Genomic DNA, 26,684 nt, shown 5'->3' on the forward strand with positions numbered 1-26,684 from the left:
TAGTAGGGAGGTCATAGGAGGTGGCGCTCGTAGAGCTGTACGATGCGCTCGGTGACGGCATCATCGGGGTTGTGCTCGGGGTCGTAAGGGGCCTTGAGGCTAGCGCCCATCACGCGAGAGAAGACCTGCCAGGTCCAGGCGCGGAAGCCCCCGAGGAAGGCCTTCACGAGCTCGTAGCCCGTCATGCCGCACTGGCGGTGGATGAGCTTGATCAGGAGCTGTCCCTGCCGGAGCGTCAGGTCGCGCATCTTGGGCTCCATATCGCGGCGCAGCTCCTTCTCCACGAGCTTGAGGTGCGCCTCCTGCTGCTTCTCGGGCAGCGTCTGCATGTATTCGTAGGTCTCGATGATGGTCGCGGCGACGTACTTGGCATAGGGCATCGTCTTCTTGACATCACGGATACGGTGCCACAGCTCACGCCGCTCGGCCAGGCTCAGCGGGCGTACACGGTGCCGCGCGAAGACGTTGACATCGGGTAGATCTACCTCCACGAGGCTGTCATTGACCGTACGCACGATGGCCTGCCGCGGCAGAGGCGTCTGCGCCACCAGCGGAGCGAGCCCACAGCACAGCAGTACCACGAGGAGGAGGCAAGGGCGGGGAGCGAATCGGGGACGTGTCATAGTAAAGCAGGAGCCTAAGTAGATCATCTAGCACGAAGGGCGGAGCGGCGGCTCGGAGTAGCTCCTCGAAGCCGTCCCGCCTCGTCTAGCTAACGCGCGCGACAGGCCTTTTATTGGGTCCAGGCCTCACCTGAGGCGAGCCAGCAGCCCCGTGCGGGGAGGGCCTAGGGCTAGTCCTTGCGCTCGCGAGGGAGCACCGAGGCGATGGTCTGCTGCGCGTGGCGTGCCGAGGCCGCGATATGTGCGGGGGGCTCGGCCAGCTCGCTCATGCGGAAGGCGGGGTGGATCGTGAGGATGATCTTGTGCGGGGAGGGAAGGTAGTGCCCACGCGGCAGGACGTCGTAGGCGCCGTCGATGCTGACGGGCAGAATGGGCACATCCAGCTCCGAGGCTATGACGAAGCCTCCCTTCTTGAAGCGTGTCATGCGCCCCGTCTCGGTGCGGCTGCCTTCGGGGAAGATGAAGATGGAATTGCCCGTAGCGAGCACGCGCTTGGCATCCTCCAGCGTGTGGACGATGGAGGAGGGCTTCGTCTCGTCGACGAAGATGTAGTGCGCCGCAGCGCAGGCCTTACCCACGAAGGGCATCTTGCGCAGCTCGGCCTTCAGCACCCACTTGAAGGGGATGCCGATATGCCCATTGAGGGCGAAGATGTCGTAGGAGCTCTGATGATTGGCCACGACGACACAGGGCGCGTCGGGGCTAGGTAGGTGCTCGCGTCCACGCAGCTCGACAGGACAGAGGCTCACGGCCAGGCAGACGCGTGACCAGATACTCGTGGCCCAGCTGATGAAGGAGGCAGGAGCGCCGAGGAGCCCAGAGAGGATGACGACCAGGCAGCACAGGATCGTCGCCAGGACGAGGAGTGGGCCGCCGATGCAGACGAAGTAAAGGAGGTAAAGCGGGCGTAGGAGGGTGTGTAGGTGCATAGTCTAGAGCTAGTATAGTAGGGGGATCAGTGAGCTCAGTCCTTCAGAGCACGGAGGTAGCTGGCTAGGCGTGCTACGGCGCGGCCTCGGTGGCTCAGAGCGTTCTTCTCGGCCTCGCTGAGCTCGGCGAAGCTCCGCTCACTCCCCTCGGGGCGGAAGACGGGGTCGTAGCCGAAGCCATGCGTCCCGCGACGCTCGGTGAGGATCTCGCCCTCGACCGTCCCCTCGAAGAAGTGCGTCCCGTAGCCATCGATCAGCGCGATGACGGTGCGGAAGCGAGCACGACGGGGACTCGCTACGCCACCCAGGCGCTCCAGCAGCAGGGAGACATTATCCTCTGAGCTGGCCGCATCGCCAGCAAAGCGTGCCGAGCGCACCCCAGGGGCTCCGTCCAGCGCCGCTACCTCGAGGCCCGTATCATCGGCGAAGCAATGGCAGCCGTAATGCTCCCAGATGTAGCGTGCCTTGATCAGGGCGTTGCCCTCGAGGCTATCGGCCGTCTCGGCGATGTCGTCATGGCAGCCCAGCTCGGCGAGACTGATGACCTCAACTTGCCCGGAGAGGATGGCGCGTATCTCCTCGAGCTTGTGGGGGTTATTACTGGCGAATACTAGTTTTTTCATACATTTGCTTGAGTCATGTCCCTGAGCGCACTCACAGGCACCACCTAAGGTGCTGCAAGGCCTCAGCTTACTTAGGCAAAAATAAGGATAAATAGCTTACAGATGGATATAGAGCGCTTCCGCGAGGCCTGTCTAGCGCTACCTCGAGCAGAGGAGGAGATGCCCTTCGGGGACGATGTCCTGACGCTCAAGGTAGCGGGGAAGTGCTTCGCCTTCGTCTCCCTCAGAGGCGATGACCTCGATGCCTACCTCAAGTGCGAGCCTGAGTATGCCCTGCAGCTACGTGCCCACTACGAGGCCATCACCCCAGCACGCAGCCACCTCAACCGCCAGCATTGGAATAGCGTCTACCTCGACCGAGGCCTCCCCTCGGCCGTCATTCTACATCTCCTGCGTCACTCCTATCGGCGCGTCGTGGCGGGCCTCTCCCGCAGCCAGCGCGCTCAGCTGCCTCCGCTCCCCTGGGACGAGGAGCTCGACAGCCCCCTACTCTAGCCTATCTGGCACCCCACCCACCCCACTTCTAAGCACCAGCATCACTATGGACACCTCACTCCTAGAGTTCATCGACCAGGTCGATAGCACCAATACCTACCTCATGGAGCAGATCGCCTCGGGGCGTAGGCTCCCCCAGCTGCACACCGTCGTCGGCCGTCAGCAGACGGCAGGCCGAGGGATGCGCGGCAATAGCTGGGTCTCCCGTCAGGGCGACAGCGTCACCTGCTCACTGCTCCTGCGCTCGGACATGCTGCAGGGACGTGATCAGTTCGCCGTCTCTGAGCTCATCGCCGTAGCCGTCAGCCGCACCTTCGCCTCCTTCATGACCGAGGAGCAGCGCAAGCAGCTGTCCATCAAGTGGCCCAACGACATCTACTGGGGCGACCGCAAGCTCGCCGGCATCCTCATCGAGCACAGCCTGACGGGTCAGCGCGTGGACTACTCGGTCGTCGGCATCGGAATGAACGTCAATGACGAGAGCTTCCCACCCGAGCTCCCCTTCGCCATATCACTCCGCATGATCACGGGGCACAGCCTCCTGCCGATGGAGATCCTCATCCGCCTGCATGATCAGATCGCGCCGCTGCTACCCGACTTCCTCCTCGGCCACTACGCTGACGTGCACCGCACCTTCATGCGTCAGCTCTACCGCCGCGAGGGCTTCCACCTCTTCACCGACGTGCAGGGACAGTTCCGCGCACAGATCAAGGACGTCAGCCCCGAAGGTCGCCTCGTCCTCCAGCGTGAGGATGGCTGGGAGCGTGCCTACGCCTTCAAGGAAGTACGCTTCGATGCTGAGTAAGGCCGATCAGAAGCGCATCAAGGCGCTGCAGGAGCGTAAGGCTCGTGCCGCCGAAGGCTGCTTCGTCGCCGAGGGGCTCAAGCTCACCGAGGAGCTCCTGGGGCACTTCACCTGCGAGCTCCTCGTCCTGCCCGAGCGCCGCTACCCCGAGCTCGAGCCACTCCTCAGGCGCCTACCTCAGGGCACAGCCCCGCAGCGGATCGAGCTCGTCCCCGACAGCTTCGACTGGACGCGCATCAGCGGGCTCAAGCAGCCGCAGTCACAGCTCGCCGTCCTTCGCCTCCCCCAGCCCAGTGCCCCTGAGGAGCCCGACGGCCTCTGCCTCTTCCTCGACCGCGTGCAGGATCCGGGCAACCTGGGGACGATCCTCAGGACGGCGGACTGGTTCGGCATAGAGCATATCTACCTCGCCTCTGGCACGGCCGATCCCTTTGCCCCGAAGGTCGTACAGGCTACGATGGGCGCACTGGCTCGCGTACGTATTCATAAGGTAGAGGACAGCGTGGCCTTCGTCCGCGACTATCCTGGGCGCCGCCTAGGCACCTATCTCGATGGGACGAACCTATACACTGCTACCCTCCCCAGCCCTGCCGAACCCGCACTCCTCATCATGGGCAACGAAGGCCAAGGCATACACCCCGACCTCGCCCCCTACATCGACCTCAGGCTGACGATACCGCCCTACCCCGCGGCGAGTACGCACACCGAGTCGCTCAATGTAGCCATCGCCACCGCCCTCCTCCTCGGTGAGCTCCGCCGCCCCTAGACTACTATGCACTGGATCATAAGACAGCTGACCCTCCTCCTAGCCCTCTGCCTCCTTGGGCCTATCGCTGTGGCGCAGAGCCCCATCGTGCTCGGCGAACGTCTTAGCCTGGCCTCACAGCGCCTAGGCGAGACACGCAGCATAGACATCTACCTCCCTCCCTCTTACCACGACCCGAGCCTCCAGCCCCAAGTCTACCCTGTCGTCTACCTCCTGGACGCCGGGGCGGACTTCCGCTACTTCACGACGCTGATGGAGAAGCTGGCTCAGGGCATCCCCAGCGTCCCAGAGTTCATCGTCGTCGGCATCGAGAGTCGCGAGCGGGAGCGGGACTTCGTCACGGGGAGCAAAGCCTTCTGGGACTTTGTCGCGGACGAACTCACCCCGCAGCTCCAGAGCAAATACCGCTGCAGCGACTATCGCATCCTCGTCGGGCACTCCCTCGGGGGGCTAGCGGTGATCACCGCGCTCTGCGAGCGTCCCGAGCTCTTCAGAGCCTACATCGCCCACGACCCGAGCCTCTGGTGGGGGGATAATGCAGGCCTGCGCATGCTGGAGGCACAGCGCCAGCGCGACTTCGGCGGGCGCATCCTCTACCTATCCTACTCAGGGCAGAAGAAGCGGGACAATGGGCGCCAGCGACACCAGCAGACGATCTCTGCCCTGCAGCGGATGATTGCCGAGGGAGCCTTCAGACAACTCGAGACCTACATCGCGCACTACCCCGAGGAGAATCACGGGAGCGTACAGGTGCGGGGCAACATAGACCTCATGCGTCGTCTCTTCGCCGAGCTCTTCATCGATCGCAGGGAGATCGAGCTACGCCCCAGCGTCATCACCGAGCGTTACGAAGCGCTCTCCCGACGCCTACACTACCCCTTCACCCCTACCGAAGGCTATCTACGCAGTACGGCCAAGTGGCTCGAGGCAACGGGTAAGCGGCAGCAGGCTGAGGAGGTACGCGCCCTACTCCCTGCCCCACGCGGTAGGACCTCTCGGTAGACCCGAGCCGAAGCCTTAGGTATATAAAGCAAGCGCCCCACGATCATCGGATCGTGGGGCGCTTGCTTTTCTGTGGAGCGGAAGACGGGACTCGAACCCGCGACCCTAACCTTGGCAAGGTTATGCTCTACCAACTGAGCTACTTCCGCCTAGCGCGCTGAGGGCTCATTGCCCTTTTGCGCTGCAAAGATAGCACAAAGTTTGTGATCCTGCAAGGGGTGCCCCTCGACTAGTAGACGCGCTGGAGATAGACGGTCGTGGGATCGCTCCCGGTGATGACGAGCTTCAGGAGCTTCTGCTCTTCCTCCAGCACACCCCTGAAGTAATAGATTTCCTTGGAATCCTTGGGGTTCTGGAGCTTGAAGGCTATCTCATTACCCTCACGCAGGCTGTAGTGTAGTCTGAGCGTCGTCTTACTCTGCGTCCTCTTCTGATCTCCCTTCAGTACCTCGTATTCATGCTTCACATAGTCCGCACTGTCAGCGGAGGAGAAGGTAAGGCGCTGATGGCTTCCTTCGCCTTTCACTCCATTAGTATTACCCTTCTGTGGCCAGTATTCATACTTTTCCCACACCGTCCCCTGAATCCAAGAGGGAGGAGTCTGAGGCTCGTCCTTCTTACAGGAAGAGAGGACACCGAGGCCGAGCGCTAGAGCGCCGAGACATAGCTTACGATAATTCATGAGCTTGATCGATTAAAGTGATACCTAGAGCGAGGGCCGCGAAGACCTACTTCGCCCAAAGAAATGAGTAGCGATGTACGTGGCGCATAGGGAGGCTGGGTAAGGGCTGGCAGCGCTTGCTGGCGCTTACCGAGCTTAGCCTTAGCTCCCTACGACAGAATAAAGGTACGACAAAATAGCCAAGGATAAGCCGAGCGACAGCTGCCTCGGGAGAGGGCCGTGACGAGGGCAGCGCAAGGCTCGCTATAAAGACTGCCGCTCCGCCCCCTCATGGGGGCGGGGCGACAAGGATACCAGTCAGGCACGTGCGAGCTATCGGTCACGAGGCTGAGGGACGTCAGTCAGGAGGCCGAGGGATATCCCTCAGCAGCGCTAGAGCATAAGGCAAGGGGAAGGGAGGAAGCGGCGGCGCGCCTAGTGCTTCCAGAAGTAAGGCGTAAGGATGCCGATCACTGTGAAGACCTCGAGGCGTCCCGCGAGCATCAGGAAGCAGAGGGTGAACTTCGTCAGCGCCGTAGCCGAGCCCAGCGAGAAGGCAAATTCGCCTATCCCAGGGCCTGAATTGCTGATCGCTGAGCAGGCCAGACTGAGGCTCGAGATGAAGCCATTGCCATCGGCCAGCAGCACCAGTGCGCCGAAGAGGAGCAGGAGCACATAGAGCACGCAGAAGGCGAGGATCTGGTGTACGACGCTGACGCTGAGCTGCCGGCCATTCATCAGCACGGGCGTCAGCAGGTGGGGATGGATCTGCTTCTTGAACTCGTTGTACAGATTCTTGAGCAGGACGCTAAAGCGCGACATCTTGAGCCCGCCCGAGGTGGAGCCAGCACAGCCGTTGACGAACATCAGGAGCAGAGCCAGCATCCAGGCAAAGCCGCCCCAGGCCGTCACGTCCTGCGTCAGGAAGCCCGTCGAGGAGCCCAGCGAGGTCGTCATGAAGAGTGCCGAGCGGAAGGTCTCCTCCAGCGTACCGTACTCGGAGTGCAGCGCCAGCCACAGCGTCAAGACGAGCGTGATCAGCGCGATAAAGAAGGCATAGGAGCGGAACTCCTCATCACGCAGCAAGCGCCGTGGCTGCCCCTTGAGGGCGAAGTAGACGAGCGTGATATTGAGGCTGCCGACGAACATGAAGGCCGACAGCACGTACTCCGTATAGGGCGAGTGGTAGGCCGCCACTCCAGCATCGCGCGTCGAATAGCCCCCCGTAGAGATACAGGTCATGGCGTGGCAGAGGGCGTCGAAGCAGTTCATCGGCCCCACCCACAGCAGGAGGAAGAGCAGCGAAGTCTCCAGCAGGTACACGCCCCACAGCCAGCGCGCTACGTCGCTGATGCGCGGCAGGAAGCGGTCGTGGGTAATACCCGTAGTCTCAGCATTGTAGATCTGGCTCGCACCGCCGCCGAAGACGGGGATCAGCGCGATGGTGAAGACGACGATCCCCATCCCCCCCTGCCACTGCGTGAGGCTGCGCCAGAAGAGGAGGCTCTTGTCCAGGTGCTCCACCTGATAGAGAATAGTCGTCCCCGTGGTCGTAAAGCCTGAGATCGACTCAAAGAAGGCATCCACTACCCCGTGCCTCGTCGCATGGGAGAGCGCGTAGGGCAGCATCCCCAGCACCGACAGCAGCAGCCAGACGGAGGTGACGGTGAGCATGCCCTCGCGTCGCGAGGCCATCTTGTGCTTCAGCTCACGCCCCAGGTAGCTGAGCCCACTGCCGCAGAGGACGAAGGCGGCCAGTGTCACCAGCCAGGGCATCAGCGACTCATGGTAGTAGAGCGCGATGAGGATCACCGAGAGGAGTATAGCCCCCTCGACGAAGCACATCATCCCTAGGATGCGACTGATGAAGCGGAAGTTGATGGTAGCGCGCACGGGATAGAGGGTCTACTCCTAGAAGAGCCGCTGCAGCTCGTTGATGGAGATATCGTGGTAGAAGATGACGACGTGGTCGTAGGGCTCGAGGATGGTATCGCCCTCGACCATGCAGGGCTGACCGTTGCGTACCATACCGCCGAAGGTGATGTTGGGCGGGAGCTTGAGCTCCGAGATGCGTCGGCCGACGATCTTGGAGTCGCGTCGTGCGACGAGCTCGACGACCTCGGCATTGTTCACGAGCGAGAGGCAGGTGACCTGCCCCGTCTCCTGCCCCAGCAGGATACGGTAGATGTAGCCTGCCGCCAGGAGCTTCTTATTGATGAGCGTCCCGATATCGAGGCGGTAGGCCAGCGGGATGTAGTCGATGTTCTCCTCCTTGGCTACAGTCTTGTAGACCTTGTAGCGCTTGGCAGCGAGGCAGGCCAGGACGTTGGTCTCGGAGTTCTCCGTCAGGGAGACGAAGACCTGCGCGTCCTCGAGGTTGACCTCCTTGATGATCTCGGGGTCACGGCCGTCGCCGTGGTAGATCTCTACGTTGGGGGGGAGCTGCTCGGAGAGCTTGAGACACTTCTCCTTGTCAATCTCGATGAGGGCGATCTCTATGTCGGGCGAGACCTTAGCGATGGTGCGCAGCGCCACAGGGCTGGCGCCCATGATGACCATACGCCTGACGGTGGGGGCGTGCTTGCCCGAGAGCTGACGCACGTAGTCCACGTGGTCAATGCTGCAGGTGAAGAAGACGAGGTCATTGTGCTGTATCTCCGTATCGCCCCGAGGGATGATGGTCTCGAAGTCGCGCTGTATGGCTACGATATGGTAGTGCTTCTCCGCCCCGGGCTCCAGCTCGCGGAGGCTATGCAGCGGCTTGCCCACGATGGGCGCCCCCGCACGTACCTTGACGCCGATGAGCGCCAGCGCGCCGTTGAAGAGCATCACGTACTGCCGCGCCCAGGGATAGCGGGTGATGGCAGCGATCTCCTCGGCAGCCAGCTCCTCGGGATAGATGAGCCAGTCGACGCCGAGCTCCTCCATCAGTGTGCTATATTCGCTCTCGAGATAGGAGTAGTTATTGATACGCGCGATGGTGCGCTTGGCCCCGACGCGCTTGGCGAGCATGGAGGCCATGATATTGGCCGACTCGTCGAGCGTCACCGCGACGAAGAGATCCGCCCCCTCGACGTGTGCGCGCTCGAGATCCTCCAGCAGTGTGGGGCTTCCCTCGACGGGGAGCACCTCGAGGTGATGGGCCGCGCGCTCCAGCTTCTTGGCGTCGGCGTCCATGAGGTAGATGTTCTGCTCCTCGTTGGAGAGCATCTTCGCCAGATGCGTCCCTACCTCACCAGCGCCTGCTATGACAATCCTCATGGCTACTCTGTCTTAGCTTGGTCGTCGGGGAGCAGCTCGCGTGCCGCCCGATAGATAGACTCAGCATCGAGCCCACAGTAGGCACGCTGCTGTGCAGGGCTGCCGTGGGCGATGAACTCATCGGGCAGGCCGAGCGTCTTGATCCGCCCCCGGTAGCCCGACTCCATAGCCAGCTGGAGGACGGCCGAGCCGACCCCACCCGTGAGGCAGCCTTCCTCGACCGTAATGAGCGCAGCGCTCTCAGCGAAGGCCTCCTCGAGGCACGCCGTATCGAGGGGCTTGGCAAAGACGAGGTCGATCTGCCCGACTTCGTAGCCCTCGCTGCGCAGTCTGTCGACGACCTCCGTCACCGACACGCCTATCGGGCCGAGCGTGAGGAAGCAGAGCTGACGTCCACCCCCACGGAGGCGGCGTGCCTGAGCGTAGGGGTAGGAGGCAAGGGGCTGCCTCCAGTCGACGACCGAGCCCGCACCGCGCGGGTAGCGTATGGCAATCGGTCCCTGCCAGTCGAAGCAGGCCGAATACATCAGCTGACGCAGCTGCACCTCATCGTAGGGCGAGCAGACCGTCATGCCTGGGATGGTACGCAGATAGGCCAGGTCAAAGGCCCCCTGGTGCGTCGCCCCATCCTCACCCACCAGCCCCGCGCGGTCGAGGCAGAAGACGACATGCGTCTCCGTCAGCGCCACATCGTGGATCAGCTGGTCGTAGGCGCGCTGCATGAAGGTGGAGTAGATATTGCACACGGGGATGAAGCCCTCGTGCGCCAGCCCCGAGGAGAAGGTCACGGCATGCTCCTCGGCAATGCCGACATCGAAGGAGCGGTAGGGGAAGCGCTCCATCATATAGGTCATAGAGCAGCCCGTAGGCATGGCTGGCGTCACGCCCACGATGCGCTCATCCCGCTCGGCCAGCTCCACGAGCGTGTGGCCGAAGACGTCCTGGAACTTGGGCGGCTCAGGCCTCGTAGAACTAGACTTCAGGCGCTCGCCCGTGGCAGGGTCGAACTTCCCCGGGGCGTGCCATATCGTAGGCTCCTGTTCGGCAGGCGTATAGCCCTTGCCCTTGGTCGTCGCTAGATGCAGTAGACGGGGGCCCTTCATATCCTTGATGTCCCTCAGGATCTGCACCAGCTCCACGACATCATGTCCATCGACGGGCCCGAGGTAGCGGATGTTGAAGCTGTCGAAGAAGTTGGACTGCCCCGAGAGCAGCGCCTTGAGGCGGTTATTGAAGCGCAGCAGCCCCTGCCGCTGGTGCTCCTCCACCAGGTGCAGCTTGCGCAGCACGCGGTAGGACTGGTAGCGGACGTTGTTGTAGGCAGGGCTGGTGAGCAGCTTGACCATGTGACGATTGAGCCCACCGACGTTCTTGTCGATGGACATATTATTATCGTTGAGGATGATCAAGAGGTTGTTGGGGAAGGAGGAGGCGTTGTTGAGGCCTTCGAAGGCCATGCCTCCGCTCATCGCGCCATCGCCGATGAGGGCGACGACACGGCGCTCGTCGTGCTGCAGCTCAGCGCCCACAGCCATCCCCAGCGCGGCGGAGATGGAGTTCGAGGCATGCCCCGCAGCGAAGGTATCATAGGGACTCTCGGAAGGGATAGGGAAGCCAGCCAGCCCGCCCCAGGTACGCAGCGTGTGGAAGGCCTCACGGCGTCCCGTCAGCAGCTTGTGCACATAGGCCTGATGCCCTACGTCCCAGACGATCCTATCCTCAGGCGTGTCGTAGACGTAGTGCAGGGCGACGGTGATCTCTACGACTCCGAGGTTCGCCCCGAGGTGCCCGGGATTGACCGAGAGCGCCTCTAGGAGATAGCGGCGTATCTCGGCGCAGAGCTGAGGGAGCTGCTCGGGGCTAAGGCGTCGGAGCGCCTCTGGGCTGTCGATGGTATCGAGCAGCGGATAGCCCTTAGTGCCCCCAGCGAGCGGTGCTTGTCTCTCTGTATCCATTCCTTGCCTACTTAGTAGCGAAGCGGTCGAAGAGCTCTCCTTCCGAGAGCTGGAGCTGCGTGCCAGCGCGCATATCCTTGACGGTGAAGCGGCCTGCGGCACGCTCCTCCTCGCCGACCAGCACGACATAGGGGATGGCTAGGCTATCGGCGTAGCCCAGCTGCTTCTTCATCTTCGCTGCCTCGGGATAGAGCTCGGTGGCCACCCCAGCACGGCGCAGACGAGCGATGATGGGTAGGAGGTAGCTGACCTCCGCGGCACCGAAGTTCGCAAAGAGGAGCTGTGTGCCCTGGCTCGCGGCCTCTGGGAAGAGGTCCAGCTCGGCCAGCACGTCATAGATACGATCCGCCCCGAAGGAGATACCGACCCCACTCAGCCCATCCATGCCGAAGATCCCCGTGAGGTTGTCGTAGCGACCTCCGCCCGAGATGCTGCCCATGGCGGCATCCAGTGCCTTGACCTCCAGAATAGCCCCCGTATAATAGGAGAGCCCGCGCGCCAGGCTCAGGTCCAGCAGGAGCTCAGCCCCGAGCTCCAGCGGCTCAACATGGTCGAGGATGAAGCTCAGCTCCTCCAGACCCTGCTGTCCCTCGGCGCTCGAGGCAAGGAGTGTGCGAAGGGCGGCGAGCTTCTCCCGGTTGCTACCGCTGAGCTTGAGGAAGGGGCGCAGACGCTCCAGCGCGTCCTCCGCGAGCCCCTTAGTACGCAGCTCGTCGAATACCTTATCCTCCCCGATCTTGTCCAGCTTATCGATGGCGACCGTCACATCCACGAGGCGGTCCCCCACCCCAGCGACCTCAGCGATGCCCGCGAGCACCTTGCGGTTGTTGAGCAGGATGCGTACGCGCAGCCCGAGGCGACGGAAGACCTCATCAATGATCTGCAGCAGCTCAACCTCACTGAGCAGCGAGGTGGAGCCGATGACGTCGGCATCACACTGATAGAACTCGCGGTAGCGCCCCTTCTGCGGGCGGTCAGCACGCCATACGGGCTGGATCTGATAGCGGCGGAAGGGCAGCGTCAGCTGCGCGCGATGCATGACGACATAGCGGGCAAAGGGTACGGTGAGGTCGTAGCGAAGTCCCTTCTCACAGACCTTATTGGCGAAGCGCAGGGCATTACGCTCCAGCAGCTCAGCATCGCTCAGGTCACGCAGGGCGTCGCCCGAGTTGAGCACCTTGAAGAGCAGGCGGTCGCCCTCCTCCCCATACTTGCCCATCAACGTGGAGAGCTGCTCCATCGTCGGGGTCTCGATCTGCCTATAGCCGTAGAGGGCGTAGACGGAGCGTATGGTGTCGAAGATATAGTTGCGGCGGGCCATCTCTACGGGACCGAAGTCGCGCATGCCCTTGGGAAGTGTTGGTTTCTGCATTGTACTCAGCGGCCTAGCTCACTAGGCCTTCTTGTCTGATAGCTCCTAGCAAGGGGGGCGCTACTCGGCAGCCCTGCGCTCTAGCTGGAGCACGTAGGTAGGATATGGATTACGTTCGTCTTGGGGATAGGAGGTACGGCTCAGCTCGACCCAGTCCTCGCTGCGCCATTCGGGGAAGAAGGTGTCGGCCTCGGGGAAGCGAGCCTCCACGATCGTCAGATGCATGGCCTGGCAGTGCGGTAGCGTAGCGGCATAGAGCTCACCGCCACCGATGACGAAGGCCTCAGCGACACCCTCACGCTCCAGCTGCTCGTAGGCGGCCGCGAGTGAGGGGTAGACCTCGGCGTCGGGGAGACTGGGGAGGCTGCGGCTGATGACGACATTGCGCCTATTCGGCAGCGCGCCCTTGGGCAGCGACTCGTAGGTACGGCGCCCCATGATGATGGTGTGCCCCGTGGTCAGCGCCTTGAAGCGCTTGAGGTCCTCGGGCAAGTGCCACAGTAGGTCTCCGTCCTTGCCTATCGCTCGGTCGAGGCCAAGCGCTGCTACGAGTGTCGTACGCATATCGGTGGATGATCTATAGGGGATACTTAGACGGCTACGGGTGCAGCTATGTGCGGATGCGGGTCGTAGCCCTCGAGGCTGAAGTCCTCATAGCAGAAGTCCTCGAGGCGCTTCACCTCGGGATTGAGACGCATCCGCGGCAGCGCACGCGGGCTACGACCGAGCTGCTCGGCTACCTGCTCCATATGATTGCGGTAGATGTGGACATCGCCGAAGGTATGGACGAAGTCGCCCGCCTCGAGCCCCGTCACCTGCGCCATCATCAGCAGCAGGAGGGCATAGGAAGCGATATTAAAGGGCACGCCGAGGAAGACATCGGCGCTGCGCTGGTAGAGCTGCAGGCTCAGGCGCCCCTCGGCGACGTAGAACTGCATGAGGCAGTGGCAGGGTGCCAAGGCCATCTCCTCGAGCTGCGCCACATTCCACGCCGAGACCAGCATACGCCGGCTGTCGGGATCGCGCTGCAGCTGCTCGACGATCTCACGGATCTGGTCGATGTGCCCCCCCTTGTAGTCGGGCCAGGAGCGCCACTGGTAGCCGTAGATAGGCCCCAGCTCGCCAGCCTCGTCCGCCCACTCATTCCATATACGCACACCGTGCTCCTGCAGATAGCGGACGTTGGTATCGCCCTTGAGGAACCACAGCAGCTCGTAGATGATGCTCTTGAGGTGGAGCTTCTTGGTCGTCAGCAGGGGGAAGCCCTCACTGAGGTCGAAGCGCATCTGGTAGCCGAAGGTACTCAGGGTACCCGTCCCCGTGCGATCGCCCTTCTCGTGGCCCACAGCCTGTATATGACGTAGTAGATCGAGATATTGCTGCATTTACTCTGTAGATCTTCGTGCTGGTCGTAGTGACGTCCGTCCTAGCACCATGATGAGAACAAAGATACACATTTTAGCCCGCCTATCCCCGAGCCAGCGGGCGCTCTCGCTAGCTGAGGCATCCGCTGCAGCTCCTCGCAGATGAGACATCCGAGGCACGCACAAGCGAGCTAAGGGGCTCGTCGAGGTAGGGCACGGAGCCGCCTAAGCTCAGCACCTCGAGGCCCCACACGCAGCCACGGCGTGCCTTCACCACGGTCTGCGCTATAGAGGGAGCGCGGGGACGACTTCGGCCCAGCGAGGGGACAGCTTCGTCGCAGCGCGGCGAGGGATATCAGTCAGGGGTACTGAGGGATATCCATCAGGCGCGTGAGGGACATCCGTCAGCCTTCTGAGGGATATCCCTCAGAGACCCTCCCCCTATAGGCACGCGCGGCTTGGGTGATGTGCTGCGTAGCACCCGCGGTCTATTCAGCTCGCCTCTACTCCCCTCAGCCCCTAGTTTACGAGGTAGGCGAAGAAGAGCCAGCTGTGCAGCAGCCAGAAGAGCGGGACGAGGTAGCGGAACTTGGCGTGCGCCGTCTTGTGATGCCAGACGACCATCCCCATAAGGGCCCCCGTACTGCCGCCGAGGGCCGCCAGCGTCAGCAGCAGCCACTCCGGCGTCCGCCGTCCGCCGCGCTTGGCCAGCCCCTTATCTACTCCGTAGACGACGAAGGTCAGCAGCCCCACCAGCGCATAGAGCAGCATGAGGGCTAGGCTTCGGTAGAATTCCTCCATCGCCGCTACATCACGCTAAGGAGCTCAATGTCGAAGATCAGGGTCGATCCCCCGGGGATGCCTGGCTGGTCGTACTTGCCATAGGCCAGCTCGGCAGGCAGGTAGAGCTCCCAGCGCTCGCCCTCGTGCATCTGCTGCAGGGCGATGATCCAGCCCTCTATCAGTTCGCTGAGGCGAAAGGCAGGCGCTACCCCCTCGCGGCTGCTGTCGAAGCACTGTCCATCGATCGTATAGCCCGTATAGTGCACGGTGATGATGCTGCGGGCATTGGGCTGCTTCGCCCCCGCCTTAGCCTCGGTGAGTACCTTATAATAGATCCCCTTAGGTAGGGCTTTGACGTCGGCCTCTCGGCTCTTGGCCGTGAGCCAAGCCTTGTTGGCTGCGCTATATTCTTTCTTCTTCATATCCCTTAGCGATAGCGTAGGTAGCGGTAGCCGTGATAGACGGCACGGACGACATTATTGAGCAGCACCAGCGGCGAGAAGACAACCCCGAGGACGAGATTGAAGAGGAGCTCGAAGCAGCCCCCGCGGCGCTCGATGATCATCGTCTCCTCGCCACGCCAGGAGCGTAGCCTATAGTACTCGCCCTTGATGCCCCACTGGTAGCCCGCCTGGATCGCCGCCAGCATATAGCCACTGACCTGCGGCCGCCCGCCGATATTCCACTCGTAGCCGACCCAGTAGAGGACGCCATAGATGAGGAGACAGCGTACATAGTGCAGCGCGCGCTGGCGCTGGTAGCGGCACCAAGCCTCGTGCTGCCGGCGCTGGCAGTCCGGGCAGAGCTGGCGCGCATCCGCCGCGAGGCAGCTCGTACACAGCCCTGCACCGCAGCCCTGACAGGGTGCTACAGCAGGGGTGTGGGGGTGTTGCTTGCAGTTCATCGTATGCTATATAATAGGTGTGAATAGTCCTTCGCGGGGTCCCTCGGCCTGCGCTCCTAGGCCTCTAGCGGACGCAGGGCGAGGACACGATAGCCACAGGCAGGGAGCTCGAGGCTCAGTACAGCCCAGGAGCTGAGGCTAAGGAGCTGCGTCTCCCCGCTGCGGAGGTCCTCCGCGCGGTAGAGCGCCCCCTCACGGAGGCCAAGCTGCGCGAAGAGGTCCTCGGGGAGGGGCAGCTGCACCGTCCCCGTCTCGGCAGCGTAGCTCACCAGGCAGAGCAGCAGCTCGCCCTCATGATGACGCAGGTAGGCGAGGCTGCCCTCACCGCTCGGATGCAGGCCATAGTAGCCGCCCGAATGCACGATAGGGCTCGTGAGGAGGCCGCCGAGCCAGCGGTAGTCGCCGAGCAGCTCCGCCTCCTCCTCGGTCAGGTACTGCGTGCCCCAGCCGCCGCGCTCCAGCCGCTGGAGCTTATCCAGCGACCAGTAGTCGAAGATGGTCGTACGGCCATCACGTCCGCTGAAGCCCTCGGCATCCATCCCGCGCTCGCCCAGCTCCTGGCCGAAGTAGTGCATCCAGGGATTGGTGCCGCTCAGCGCAGCCACCAGCGAGGAGCGGAAGCCCCGACGCGCGTCGCCGTAGACGAAGTCCGAGGCCAGGCGCTGCTCATCGTGGTTCTCCATGAAGTAGCACATCTCGGGCTGCAGCGCCCCCACGGCATCGCGCACGGCGGTGAAGTCCTCGGGCGCTGCCTCTCCACGCCCTATAGCGATGAGCCTATCGTAGACGCCGACCTTGTCATAGAGGTAGTCGAAGCCCGCCGCCAGATAGCTGGCGTAGCGATGCGGCTGGTAGATCTCGGCGATGAAGAGTAGGCGGGGGAACCCGGCCTTGAGCTGCGGCAGGCACCAGCCCCAGAAGGCCTCGGGCACGAGCTCGGCCATATCGCAGCGGAAGCCGTCCACGCCCTTAGCCGCCCAGTAGCGGAGGATGTCGCGCATCTTGAGCCAGGTCGAGGGGATGGGCTCAGTATGCAGCCCCGTCGCGCCGAGGTAGTCGATGCCGTAATTGAGCTTGATGGTCTCATACCAGTCGTTGATGCTGGGGGAAGGGCTGAAGCAGTCGTTGCCCGTAGCACGGGCGGGCTGTTCGCTATAGCGGGGGAGCTCGGGGCTCTGCCGCGGCAGCTCGAGCGTGGTACCAGGAAGGTAGTAGAAGTTATTGTTGAGGCTGAAGGCAAGCGCGGGATCGTCGCCCGCCCCGAGATCCTCTACCCCCTCGGGACAAACATCCGAATGGTAGCTGCGCGCCACATGATTGGGGATGAAGTCCATGAGGAAGCCCAGCCCCGCAGCGTGCGTACGCTCCACGAGGGCCTCCAGCTCCGCCATACGCTCGGCGGGCTGCTCCACGAGGTCGGGATCCACATCGTAGTAGTCCTTGACGGCATAGGGCGAGCCCGCGACTCCCTTGACCGTATCGGGGTGGTCTGGGCGGATGCCGTAGGCACTGTAGTCGGTCTGGGTGGCGTGCTCCAGCAGACCGATATACCATACATGGCTAGCCCCTAGGCTGCGGATATAGGCCAGGGCCTCAGGCGTGAAGCGGGAGAGCCGCCCAGCACCATTCTCACTGAGGATCCCTCCAGGGATGCGTGTGGTCGAGTCATTGCCCCAGAGGCGGGGCAGGACGGCATAGATAAAGGGCTTGGCAGTGCTATTCTTCATGCTTTATATTACTATTCATAGAGGGGACGAGGGGCGCAAGCTCCTGCTGGGCCAGCTCGTAGCCGATCTTCATGAGAGACTCGGCAGCGCTGACCTCAAACATCCCATAGCGCGTCACCTCGGGACTCTCCAACAGGTAGTCACAGGCTGCACAGTCAGGGATCGCATTCTGACGGAAGACGAGCTCCCAGGAGCGGTTGGCCACAGAGAGCATGGTATGCTCGCACTCGTGGGGCTGCACAGGACCGAGATTCACCCCGATGACCGTCTGGCAGTCCTGACGTATCGTCGTCACGGGGAAGTTACGGAAGAGGCCTCCATCGACATAGGTGTGCCCGTCGATGACCACGGGGGTGAAGAGGATGGGCACCGTGCAGGAGGCGAGGATGATATCCGCCAGCCGCCCCTCCGTGAAGACGTGCTCCACGCCCGCATCCAGGTCAGTGGCCACGATACGCATAGGCAGCGGGAGCTGCTCGAGTCGCTTGTAGGGTAGGTTGCGCTTGAGCAGGCGGTGGAAGGAGGTCGTACGGAAGAGCCCCCCATCAGTAAGCGCCAGGCTCGTTGCCTTGAGGAAGCCCACCTTGCTGAAAAGGTCGTAGATCTCCTGAGGCGCGTAGCCCGAAGCATAGAAGGCCCCCATGATGGAGCCCGCACTGGTACCTGCGATGATCTCGGGCTGTATGCCCGCCTCTGCCATATAGCTCATGACACCGAGGTGCGCGAAGCCCTTGATGCTGCCGCCGCTTAGGGCGAGTCCTAGTCGATATGCTGCCATAGTCTATTGCCTTATAGGGTCTTGCTGCTGCTAAATAAAGTCTTGGTGCAAAGGTAAGGATAGTCGGGGGAATCCGAGAAAAGGACAGCGCCCCGCGGGAGTCGAGACTCCTGCGGGGCGCTGCTTATACTATAGGGCGTAGACTAGCGGACTATTTCTTCGCCTGACGTGCCGAGTAGCTCAGGTTGAGCGCGTCTGCACGACGTAGTTCTTCCTTGATCTGGGAGATGATGTTCATCTTCGTCTCGCGGTCAGCCTTGAGGGATACCTGCATCAGCTTGCGGCGCTCATCCTTGATCTTGCTCTCTGCCTGCTTGATGTAGCTGTAGACAGCGGTAGGATTGGAGGTCACCTGGTCGTTGAGCTGGATCGCGGAGTTGCTCCCGTACATCGCGCGGTACTCCTTGTTGGGCTTACCGACGTAGATGAAGGTTACGAGCGACTTCTCCTCGAGCTTGGTCAGCTCGGTAGCGTTCGGCAGGTTGCTGAAGCTCACCTTAGGCGTCACCTCACGGATCGTCGTCACCATCATGATGAAGAAGAGGAAGGCGAAGACCAAGTCAGGGAGAGAAGAGGTGTTCAACTCGGGCATCTCGCGCCCACCTGATTTATTGAATTTTCCCATTTCCTTCTTACTTCTTTACGAGGTTAGACAGAGGCATCTCGGAGATGTGCATAGGATATGCATCCGTGACGGACTTCTTCTGCTCGGGCGTGAGGTCCTCAAAGCCCTTACCGAAGTTCTGCTTGGCGAACTTATCCCACACTTCATTGTAGGCCTTGATCAGCTCGTTCTGCACGTTGACGTACATCTGATAGCTGGTCTCGACCTCATTCTTGATCGAGATCGCGTAGCCGCTGGTGATGACCTTACGATTCCCTAGGCCGACGATCTCGCGGACCTCGAGCTCGGGGAGATAAGGCTTCTCCTCAGGGTTCATGATGAACTCAACAGCGTAGTCCTTGAGCTGGTCTAGCTTGACGGGGATCAGCTGGTCGACGCCAGCATTATCCTTACGCGAGACCACGATCTCATCGGCACGGTTGACCAGCAAGCGCATGATGTTGCGGTCGTTGATCTCCACTTGCTGCTGCTGCTCTTGCTTAGGGGTGATCGGCGGTAGACGACGCTTCAGCCCCTTATCAGTATCCATTGAGGTTGTAACCAAGAAGAAGATAAGCAACATAAAAGCGATATCGGCGGACGATGACCCGTTGATACCGGGAGTCTTTCTCTTTGCCATGGTGCTTTCTGCTTTATTCGTTATTGATTACAGACCTTATCGCTTCAGAGCCTTGGAGACACTACCCCAGACGGCAGCTCCCAGAGTGACGATGAAGAGGACATAGATAGAGTACAGCCACATATCGGTGACCTTGAGCCAGCCAGACGTATTGTAGGTCTGCGAAGCGTCATTAAGGCCAGAGATGGGGGTACCATCACCGATAGCGTAGGTGATGACGAGCAGTGCTACGAAGGCACCGACGCCCGCCAGGGAGGACACGAGGCCCTTTTTGTTGGACGCAAAGTTGATCACAGCGAAGATCGCCGTAGCGGCGAAGGTCACCAGGAACAGTGCGTAGGTCCAGAAGAGTAAGAGACCCGTGTACGCGTAGTCCTTGTTGCCCTTAGCGTCTACCTCAGCGCCTCCGAAGAAGAAGACGGCGAAGATGATGACACTGATGACAGACAGAGCCAGTAGCGTAGAGCTGGATACCTTACGTATCTTAGTTACAGCCATTGCTTATTCTGGGTATGGGTGAGTGTATTAGCGCTTCTCGTTGTACTTAACGATGAGGTCAAGCAGCGTGATGGAGGCATCTTCCATGCGGTTGAGGATACCTTCCACGAGGGAGAGGATGTAGTTGTAGAAGATCTGAAGGATGAGGGCTACGACGAGACCACCGATGGTCGTGATCAGAGCCACCTTCATACCACCTGCTACGACCGTTGGGCTGATGTCACCGACGCGCTCGATGTTATCGAAGGCCTGGACCATACCGACGACCGTACCAAGGAAGCCGAGCGATGGAGCCATAGCGATGAAGAGCGTGATCCAGGAGAGGTTCTTCTCGAGGAGACCACCCTGTACACCACCGTAGGATACGACAGACTTCTCGACGATGTCGATACCCTGGTTGGCACGCAGCAGCGCCTGGTAGGCGATGGAGGCGATAGGGCCACGCGTGTCACGAGCGATGCTCTTAGCTCTCTCGAGGTCACCAGCAGCCAGTGCAGCCTCGATGTTCTTGAGGAGCTGATCGGGGTTGGTGTTCGCCAGGTTGAGGTAGATGATACGCTCGAGGCAGATAGCCAGACCAAGGATCAGCGTAATGGCGACGAGCGCCATGAAGTCTGCACCCCCTTCGATGAACTTCGTCTTGAGCTCCTGGTGGAAGGTCGTCTCAGCGGCGACTTCTTCACCAGCGGCAGCGCTAGCGTCTGCAGCAGCAGCCTGAGGAGCAGCGGCAGCAGTAGAGTCCACCTGTTCGGTAGCTGGGGCAGCAGCAGCGCTGTCTGCGTTCTGAGCCATAGCAATCGTGGAGAAGCCGGCAGAGAGAAGAGCTACGCAAGCAACGGTTGCGAATAACTTTTTCATTGTCGAATAGTTGTTTGTGAGTTAGTAAGTTTATTATTCTGTTCGTTCCTGAGGGGACCAGCAGCGATCGCTATCGCGCTGATCCAAAGGCCATTCCTCGGCGAGCGACTACTGGGCAGGGCCTAGCAGGAGCAGGGAGAATACAGCTCTTTCAAGTCCAAAAATACAGCTTTTCCTCACTAAAACAAAATCCTCCGTCCGCGCAGCCGATCGCGAGCTCCCCTCTAGGCTAAGCACATCCCTAGCCCGTCCCCCGCCCTGCTCCTAGCTCGAGCTCTGTCCCTCCCCTGCCCGATCGCTCCCCTACCCCAGCTCCCGAGCCTCAGACGCATAAGGGCGGTGGGTCCTCTCAAGCAAAGACAAGCTCTGGGAGAAGATGAGGAGCCAGGAGGGTAAAGCAAGCCAAGCAAGGGCGCCTTGGCTAGGAGAGAGCGAAGGCACCCCCCTGGGCTCGGAGCAGCCGCCGACAGGACCAAGCTACCTCTATATAATAGCGGAGTAGTAGCCCGCCCTAGGGACGGGGGCGCTGAGGGATATCCATCAGCCTCCCGAAGGGTAGCAGTCAGCCTGCGGAGGGATATCCGTGGGCGTGCTGAGGGATATCCCTAAGCGCGCTGCGTGCTAAGCGGGAGGAGCCCCCTCCTAGACTTAGGCTAGCTCCTTCCCCTAAATAAGCAAGCGCGTCCCCACCCGACTGCCTAGACAGCCGGATGGGGACGCGCTTGCTTTGAGGAGCTGGGAGGCCGAGCCCTTAGACCAGCCCCTTAGCTAAAAGATGAGCGACTGCAGCTGGTAGACCAGTGCGCCTGCCAGATAGCCCGCCAGCGCGAAGACACTGAAGCGCTTGAAGTAGTAGCCGAAGCTGATCTCCTCCAGTCCCATCACCGTGACGCCCGTTGCCGAACCGATGATCAGGAGACTGCCGCCCGTCACCGCACAGTAGGCGAGGAAGACCCAGAAGCTCCCATTGACGACGAAGGGCGTCAGCGCCCCGGAGGCATCCACAGGGTACATCCCGAGGACAGCGGCCACGAGGGCCACATTATCCAGCATCGCCGAGAGCACCCCGATGATCCCCGCCAGCAGCCCCGTGCTGGGGATCAGCTCGGTGACGTGCGTGGAGGCCGCCGCCAGCTGCCCGCCCTCGATGAGCGCCGAGACCGACATCAGGATCCCGAGGAAGTAGAAGATCGTCGTCAGATCCGCGCTGTGCAGCAGCTCCGTCATCCTCAGACTCGTGGCCGAGCGCAGGCGCCTCTTATGACGGGAGAACATCAGCTCGGTGTAGATCCACACCAGCACCAGCCCGAAGATGACGCCCATGAAGGCCGGCACGTCGAAGAAGGTCTGCCAGATAGGCACCAGCATCAGCGAAGCGATCCCGAGAAGGAAGACCGTGATACGTGCCGACTGCGGTAGGATGTCGGCCACATCGTCCTCAGGCACATCAGGCAGCGCACGCAGGCGTGCCCCTTTCTTGAAGAGGAGGAAGTGCGTGAGCGTCGTGGCCACGAGCATATTCACCAGCGAAGGGATGATGAGGTGGAAGATCTGGTAGTACGGCGTGATGCGCCCACTATTCCACAGCAGCAGCGTCGTCACGTCCCCGATGGGCGACCACGAGCCCCCGGCATTACAGGCTATGATGCTGAGGCAGGCGTACTTCATGCGGTCGGTGCGGTCGGGCACAAGGCGGCGCAGCACGGCAATGATGACGATAGCGGCAGCGAGGTTATCCAGGAAGGCAGAGAAGAGGAAGGAGGCGAAGGCCACACGCCACAGGAGGCGGCGCTTATTGGTCGTCTCGACGATCTTCGCCACCGATTTGAAGCCCCCGTAGTTATCGATCGTATTGACCAGCACCATGGAGCAGAGGACGAAGAAGAGCGTCCCCGAGACATCGCCGAGGTGCTCGGTGAGCTTGAGGGAGAGGTAGTCCGAGACATCGTGCGCTGCCTCCTCGGCAGGCGCGTGACGCAGGAAGTCGGCGAAGCCCTTCGTGGCGGCGGCGATGTCGGTATCGACCAGCAGGATGAACCAGAGCAGCACGCAGGTCAGCAGCGCCGTGGCGGTCTTGTTCACCTTGATCTGCTCCTCGAAGGCAATCCCAAGGATGCCGAGGACGAAGATCAAGGGCATGAGGTAATAGGTAGACATTGGATGATAGAGCTTGGATAAAAAGGGCTGCTTCACGCAGCCCGAGCCCGAAGCAAGGCTCTAGAGGTAGAGACAGAGGGAGCTACCCAGCCCCCAGTGTAGCCTACGCGCCCGAGACATCTCGCCTGAGGCCGTAGGGAGACTATAGCCCGCAGGGCGATAGCTGAGCCCCAGAGGGAAGCTCAGTGCCAGCTGCGGGCAGACACGCCAGTAGGGCGTCGCCTCTAGCCCCATCGTCAGGGACCAGGTAGGAAACTCGGGGACAGGTACACCTGGGAGGAGTGACTCAGCCCCCAGATGGCGCCGCAGCCCCAGCCAGGGGTGTACCCTTAGGCCGCGGTTGGCGTAGAGCTGCCAGTTGCGTCCCGCCCCGAGCCGTAGCTCGAGGGCCTGTGCCTGCCCCAGCACCTGCTGGTGGCCTCCCACGGCACGCAGCTCATCGAGGCTGAGGAGGAAGTGTCCACGAATGTAGTAGGCGGAGTCCGCCCAGGGGCGGTAGAGGGCAGCCAGCCCGAGGCTGCGGCTATAAAGACGCGCGTGGTCTCGGCGCCGCTCCATGCCATACTCCAGCTGCACGGGCAGCTCGAGCGTCAGCCGCGGGAGCTGCGCCTCGGCGTAGTGATGCGTGCGCAGGGCATAGCGCTTATCCCCGAAGAGCTGCCCCGTGATCCAGTAGCCGACATGCGCCGAGAGGATCCCGAGGCCAGCGCCAGCGACGACGTCGCCCAGCCAATGTCTATTGTTCATCATACGCCCCAGCCCTGTAGCGCCTGCGAGGCTATAGCTGAAGTAGGGCAACCAGGGGTAGCGCCCTCCATACTCGATATTGAGGACTTCGGCCGAGGCAAAGGCCATGGCCGTATGCCCCGAGGGGAAGGAATTGCGCGAGCTGCCATCGGGACGCTGCACGCGTGCCGTGTACTTGATCGCAGAGGTCAGGGCCAGCATCGTCGCCGTAGCGAAGGCATCGGCCGTCAGCGCTTGCCAAGGGCTACGCGAGACACCCTGCAGCCCGCCGAAACTCATCCCCAGCTGCACCGCCATCGGGGCGAACTGCAGGTAGTCGTCGTAGTGGTGGCGGAAGGTGGGTATATAGCCGTTGCGCAGCGCGCGTATATCCTTATTGTGCAGGCTCTGGATGAGGCCGAGGCTGACCAGCGGCACCGTCATCCGCAGCGTGGAGCGGAGGTCCTGCCGCACATACCAGGCGGTGCTATCGGCCTGCTGCGCCCTGAGCGGAGCGCTGAGGCTAGCGACACAGAGCACAAGGGCAAGGAGCGAACGAAGGGATACAAGCATAGCGTGATCTACTAGAACTGTCCGAGGGCAAGCACCTGCCACTGATCCGAGGCCTCGCCCTGCAGGTCGTGCGTCACCAGCAGCAGCGTCGTCTCGCTGGGCACAAGGCGGTAGAGCAGCTCGTCGAACTGCTCGCGATACTTACGGTCGAGGAAGCTGAGCGGCTCATCCAGGATCAGCAACTCGGGCTGCGAGGCCAGCGCCCGAGCTAGCAGCGTGCGCTGCAGCTGCCCGCCGCTGAGCTGCCCGATGGGCTGCGCCAACAGCGAGGAGAGCCCCGCCTCGGCGGCGAGCTGCTCGACCGCCTCACGGCGCGCCCCACGCCCCCGGAGCTCGGCGGGCAGGCCCGAGTCGATGACCTCCTCGACGGAGATGGGGAAGTGGCGATCCAGCTGGTTGATCTGCGGCAGGTAGCTCATCTCGAGCCGCGACGTCTCCTGTCCCGCGCGGTCGTAGCGTACCAGGCGCCCGCCTCTCAGGGGAATGAGCCCCAGGATAGTACGCATCAGCGTCGTCTTGCCACAGCCATTGGGGCCCGTGATCGCCCAGTGGGCGCCACGCTCCACGCTCCAGTCGAAGTGCTCCCGCACGAGCGTATCGGAGTAGCCGAGACTGGCATCCTCCAGCTTGATGATCCTTGGCATAGCTGCTCTTACTTGATTAGGGACTTAGTTCGCGGCCAGTGCCTGGGCGATACGGCGCAGCTCGCCCTGCCAGTCGGCGCTGAGGGGCCTGATGGTCACGGTACGCGCGCCAAGCTCCTGGGCGATGCTCTGGACGATCTTGCTATCGAACTCCTGCTGCACGAAGACGACACGTACCCCAGCGGCGCGCGCCTTGGCCACGATCTCCGCGACATGACGGGGCGAGGGCTCCTTGCCGTCCTCCTCCACCACCAGCTGGGTGAAGCCCCATTCCTCTGCGAACTCTGAGAGCGAGGGGTGATAGATGACGAAGGCCGAGGAGCTGCGCCCACGGAGCGTCGTCTCGAGCTCGGTCTGCAGTGCGTCGAGCTGTGCCGTGAGCGCCTGATGACGCTCACGGTAGCGGGCTGAGTCTTGGGGGCTAAGCTCGAGGAGGCCCACGAGCGCTGCGCTCGCCAGAGCACGCAGCCCGCGCACACTGGTCCAGTAGTGCGGGTCGTGGACAAGGCCATCCGCCCCATGGCTATGCCCGGCGTGCTTTGCCTCCAGGCCTGCATCGAGGCGATAGAGCTTGAGCTCGGGGTTCTGCGTCTTGATCCGCTCGACCCAGCTGCGCTCGAAGCCCAAGTCCCCGACATAGAAGAATCCCTTGCTCTCGGCTAGGGCACGTATGTCCTGCGTCGTGGGCTCGTAGTTCTCTGGGCTCGCTCCCTGCGGCAGGAGCGTCGTCACCTCGGCCTCCTCGCCCGCTAGACGCGAGAGGATATCAGCAGCAGGCGCGATGGTCGCCGTGAGCTGCATCGGGCCTGACACCCGTGCGGCGGGTCGGCAGCCCGAGAAGAGGACGAGCAGCGCGAGGGAGAGGAGAAGTGCAAGACCTTTCATAGGGAGGGGAATCTGATAGGGTAGATGAATGGGGCGACGAAGGGCACGAGCAGGCTAGGCAGCGCCTACTGGTGCCACCAGCGACGCAGGGCCTCACGGCTCGTGGGGGACTCGGTCTCGGCGGCCTCCTCGACGGCATCGGGCAGGTGATAGAAGAAGTCCAGCCCTGTGCGCTGCTCCAGTTCGCGTACCGAGAGGGTCAGCGAAGGGATCTGCACGCTAGGGCCGTAGCTGCGGTGCTCCGTCCAGAAGGCTATGGCGTGGTACTGCCCGCCCTTGCGTGCCAGTACGGCCATCCAGTAGTAGCGCGGGACGACGACACGCCCCTTCATACGCTTCGGCTCGATCTGTCCATCGGCTATGGTGCCGCCCTTGGCGACGTAGAGCGTATCGCAGAGCCCTCTGTCGTCGGCCCAGTCCTGCACGCGGCGCTCTAGGCGATGCCAGATGCCGGCATTGTGCGCCTGCAGCTGGGGGCTCATATTGGTGTAGTAGAAGGTCTGCTCATTGGCCCCGGGCGAATAGACACGGTCCTCCGAGGCGACGAGGTGCCCACGGCTGTAGCCGCTGCGACGGAAGAAGCTCGCGGTATTGTAGCGGGCGGGTACCTTGGGGTCCCAAGCCCAGGCCTCACTGCGGCTGACCTCCTTGACAGCCGTCTCGGGCGTGAAGGAAAAGCAGACCCAGCGGGCATGCAGGCGGGTGACGTCGTACTCCAGCGAATAGGTCACACGCCCCGAGGCGCGATGCGTGACGTAGTAGTTGGCATTGCCTCCCGCCAGTCGCGGCATCTCCAGCAGCGTCGTATCCCCATTGATGATCTCATCCTCGATTGCCCCGAGCGGTGTGTAGGGTGAGGTGCACACCGTGCTATCCCCCGCCTGCCCTAGGGTCTGAGTCCCCACGGAGGGTGCGGCGGCCTCCGAGCGCGAGAGCGCGCGGTAGCCTAGATAGCCTAGTAGGATCAGTAAGAGCGGCAGGAGCCTGCCGAGCTTCCCCCACCCCTTAACCTTAGCTGTACGTCTACGTCGAGCCATGCGCCGTACTACTC

Annotated in this window: 28 protein-coding genes and 1 tRNA gene; 4 read left to right on the top strand and 25 right to left on the bottom strand. The window is 62.1% G+C overall.

Translation table 11 applies throughout. The features are described 5' to 3' along the window. Window positions 1-11: 11 nt before the first annotated feature. The 3 genes from J4862_RS05625 to rdgB all read right to left on the bottom strand — a co-directional run bounded on the left by J4862_RS05625 (window position 12) and on the right by rdgB (window position 2,175). Window positions 12-623 (bottom strand): DUF4294 domain-containing protein, encoded by a 612-nt coding sequence (locus J4862_RS05625; RefSeq protein WP_249107402.1) that lies wholly within the window; start codon window positions 621-623, stop codon window positions 12-14. A gap of 170 nt (window positions 624-793) precedes the next feature. Then, window positions 794-1,552 (bottom strand): 1-acyl-sn-glycerol-3-phosphate acyltransferase, encoded by a 759-nt coding sequence (locus tag J4862_RS05630; RefSeq protein WP_211788152.1) that lies wholly within the window; start codon window positions 1,550-1,552, stop codon window positions 794-796. 35 nt (window positions 1,553-1,587) lie between these two features. Beyond that, on the bottom strand, window positions 1,588-2,175 hold the full coding sequence (rdgB, locus tag J4862_RS05635) for an RdgB/HAM1 family non-canonical purine NTP pyrophosphatase (RefSeq protein WP_211788153.1): 588 nt from the start codon (window positions 2,173-2,175) through the stop codon (window positions 1,588-1,590). A gap of 102 nt (window positions 2,176-2,277) precedes the next feature. On the opposite strand from rdgB, the gene J4862_RS05640 reads away from it, so the two are divergent. Genes J4862_RS05640 through J4862_RS05655 form a run of 4 tightly spaced genes read left to right on the top strand, consistent with a single transcriptional unit; the run spans window position 2,278 to window position 5,243 of the window. Beyond that, window positions 2,278-2,670, top strand: coding sequence for an MmcQ/YjbR family DNA-binding protein (locus J4862_RS05640; RefSeq protein WP_211788154.1), 393 nt, complete (start codon window positions 2,278-2,280; stop codon window positions 2,668-2,670). Window positions 2,671-2,716: 46 nt separating this feature from the next. Then, window positions 2,717-3,475, top strand: a complete 759-nt coding sequence (locus tag J4862_RS05645) for a biotin--[acetyl-CoA-carboxylase] ligase (protein WP_211788155.1) — start codon at window positions 2,717-2,719, stop codon at window positions 3,473-3,475. Beyond that, window positions 3,465-4,241 (top strand): RNA methyltransferase, encoded by a 777-nt coding sequence (locus J4862_RS05650; protein WP_211788156.1) that lies wholly within the window; start codon window positions 3,465-3,467, stop codon window positions 4,239-4,241. The genes J4862_RS05645 and J4862_RS05650 overlap by 11 nt, the downstream gene beginning before the upstream one ends. A 6-nt stretch (window positions 4,242-4,247) precedes the next feature. Further along, window positions 4,248-5,243 carry an alpha/beta hydrolase gene (locus J4862_RS05655; protein WP_211788157.1) on the top strand — a complete coding sequence of 332 codons (996 nt, stop codon included), beginning with the start codon at window positions 4,248-4,250 and terminating at the stop codon, window positions 5,241-5,243. A 73-nt stretch (window positions 5,244-5,316) separates the two neighbouring features. Here the strand turns inward: J4862_RS05655 and J4862_RS05660 are convergent. The 22 genes from J4862_RS05660 to J4862_RS05765 form a co-directional block, all read right to left on the bottom strand. Then, window positions 5,317-5,392, bottom strand: a tRNA-Gly gene (locus J4862_RS05660). A gap of 80 nt (window positions 5,393-5,472) precedes the next feature. Continuing rightward, window positions 5,473-5,925 carry a hypothetical protein gene (locus J4862_RS05665; protein ID WP_211788158.1) on the bottom strand — a complete coding sequence of 151 codons (453 nt, stop codon included), beginning with the start codon at window positions 5,923-5,925 and terminating at the stop codon, window positions 5,473-5,475. Between the two features lie 414 nt (window positions 5,926-6,339). Further along, the gene (locus J4862_RS05670; RefSeq protein WP_211789564.1) at window positions 6,340-7,749 is read right to left on the bottom strand and encodes a TrkH family potassium uptake protein; all 1,410 of its coding nucleotides are present in this window, start codon (window positions 7,747-7,749) and stop codon (window positions 6,340-6,342) included. A 66-nt stretch (window positions 7,750-7,815) separates the two neighbouring features. Continuing rightward, a complete protein-coding gene (trkA, locus tag J4862_RS05675; RefSeq protein ID WP_211788159.1) occupies window positions 7,816-9,165 on the bottom strand; it encodes a Trk system potassium transporter TrkA in 1,350 nt (449 codons plus the stop codon). Window positions 9,166-9,167: 2 nt separating this feature from the next. After that, the gene (dxs, locus tag J4862_RS05680) at window positions 9,168-11,120 is read right to left on the bottom strand and encodes a 1-deoxy-D-xylulose-5-phosphate synthase (RefSeq protein ID WP_211788160.1); all 1,953 of its coding nucleotides are present in this window, start codon (window positions 11,118-11,120) and stop codon (window positions 9,168-9,170) included. A gap of 7 nt (window positions 11,121-11,127) precedes the next feature. Continuing rightward, the gene (gene hisS / locus J4862_RS05685; protein ID WP_211788161.1) at window positions 11,128-12,492 is read right to left on the bottom strand and encodes a histidine--tRNA ligase; all 1,365 of its coding nucleotides are present in this window, start codon (window positions 12,490-12,492) and stop codon (window positions 11,128-11,130) included. Between the two features lie 60 nt (window positions 12,493-12,552). Further along, on the bottom strand, window positions 12,553-13,056 hold the full coding sequence (locus J4862_RS05690) for a dihydrofolate reductase (protein ID WP_211788162.1): 504 nt from the start codon (window positions 13,054-13,056) through the stop codon (window positions 12,553-12,555). Window positions 13,057-13,082: 26 nt separating this feature from the next. After that, complete coding sequence (locus tag J4862_RS05695) at window positions 13,083-13,877, bottom strand: thymidylate synthase (protein ID WP_211788163.1); 795 nt, start codon at window positions 13,875-13,877, stop codon at window positions 13,083-13,085. A gap of 498 nt (window positions 13,878-14,375) precedes the next feature. Continuing rightward, window positions 14,376-14,657, bottom strand: coding sequence for a DUF1294 domain-containing protein (locus J4862_RS05700; RefSeq protein ID WP_211788164.1), 282 nt, complete (start codon window positions 14,655-14,657; stop codon window positions 14,376-14,378). A 5-nt stretch (window positions 14,658-14,662) separates the two neighbouring features. Then, complete coding sequence (locus tag J4862_RS05705) at window positions 14,663-15,061, bottom strand: FKBP-type peptidyl-prolyl cis-trans isomerase (protein WP_211788165.1); 399 nt, start codon at window positions 15,059-15,061, stop codon at window positions 14,663-14,665. Between the two features lie 5 nt (window positions 15,062-15,066). Beyond that, a complete protein-coding gene (locus tag J4862_RS05710; protein WP_211788166.1) occupies window positions 15,067-15,543 on the bottom strand; it encodes a hypothetical protein in 477 nt (158 codons plus the stop codon). 56 nt (window positions 15,544-15,599) lie between these two features. Next, on the bottom strand, window positions 15,600-17,270 hold the full coding sequence (locus J4862_RS05715; RefSeq protein ID WP_211788167.1) for an alpha-amylase family glycosyl hydrolase: 1,671 nt from the start codon (window positions 17,268-17,270) through the stop codon (window positions 15,600-15,602). Then, window positions 17,260-18,048 (bottom strand): patatin-like phospholipase family protein, encoded by a 789-nt coding sequence (locus J4862_RS05720; RefSeq protein ID WP_211788168.1) that lies wholly within the window; start codon window positions 18,046-18,048, stop codon window positions 17,260-17,262. Before J4862_RS05720 ends, J4862_RS05715 begins: the two co-directional genes overlap by 11 nt. 151 nt (window positions 18,049-18,199) lie before the next feature. Then, window positions 18,200-18,673, bottom strand: coding sequence for a biopolymer transporter ExbD (locus tag J4862_RS05725; protein ID WP_211788169.1), 474 nt, complete (start codon window positions 18,671-18,673; stop codon window positions 18,200-18,202). A gap of 7 nt (window positions 18,674-18,680) precedes the next feature. Continuing rightward, window positions 18,681-19,292 (bottom strand): biopolymer transporter ExbD, encoded by a 612-nt coding sequence (locus J4862_RS05730; protein ID WP_211788170.1) that lies wholly within the window; start codon window positions 19,290-19,292, stop codon window positions 18,681-18,683. Between the two features lie 36 nt (window positions 19,293-19,328). Next, window positions 19,329-19,790 (bottom strand): hypothetical protein, encoded by a 462-nt coding sequence (locus J4862_RS05735; protein ID WP_211788171.1) that lies wholly within the window; start codon window positions 19,788-19,790, stop codon window positions 19,329-19,331. Window positions 19,791-19,817: 27 nt separating this feature from the next. Beyond that, on the bottom strand, window positions 19,818-20,648 hold the full coding sequence (locus J4862_RS05740) for a MotA/TolQ/ExbB proton channel family protein (protein WP_211788172.1): 831 nt from the start codon (window positions 20,646-20,648) through the stop codon (window positions 19,818-19,820). Between the two features lie 768 nt (window positions 20,649-21,416). Next, window positions 21,417-22,805: a sodium:proton antiporter NhaD gene (gene nhaD, locus J4862_RS05745; RefSeq protein WP_211788173.1), complete on the bottom strand. Its 1,389-nt coding sequence runs from the start codon at window positions 22,803-22,805 to the stop codon at window positions 21,417-21,419. A gap of 60 nt (window positions 22,806-22,865) precedes the next feature. Then, on the bottom strand, window positions 22,866-24,104 hold the full coding sequence (locus J4862_RS05750; protein WP_211788174.1) for a phosphatase PAP2 family protein: 1,239 nt from the start codon (window positions 24,102-24,104) through the stop codon (window positions 22,866-22,868). An 11-nt stretch (window positions 24,105-24,115) separates the two neighbouring features. Then, a complete protein-coding gene (locus tag J4862_RS05755; RefSeq protein ID WP_211788175.1) occupies window positions 24,116-24,748 on the bottom strand; it encodes a metal ABC transporter ATP-binding protein in 633 nt (210 codons plus the stop codon). A 24-nt stretch (window positions 24,749-24,772) separates the two neighbouring features. Beyond that, a complete protein-coding gene (locus J4862_RS05760) occupies window positions 24,773-25,633 on the bottom strand; it encodes a metal ABC transporter solute-binding protein, Zn/Mn family (RefSeq protein WP_211788176.1) in 861 nt (286 codons plus the stop codon). A 65-nt stretch (window positions 25,634-25,698) separates the two neighbouring features. Continuing rightward, window positions 25,699-26,670 carry a DNA/RNA non-specific endonuclease gene (locus J4862_RS05765; RefSeq protein WP_211788177.1) on the bottom strand — a complete coding sequence of 324 codons (972 nt, stop codon included), beginning with the start codon at window positions 26,668-26,670 and terminating at the stop codon, window positions 25,699-25,701. Window positions 26,671-26,684 lie beyond the last annotated feature (14 nt).

The organism is Porphyromonas sp. oral taxon 275, assembly GCF_018127745.1.
Taxonomy (GTDB): Bacteria; Bacteroidota; Bacteroidia; order Bacteroidales; family Porphyromonadaceae; genus Porphyromonas.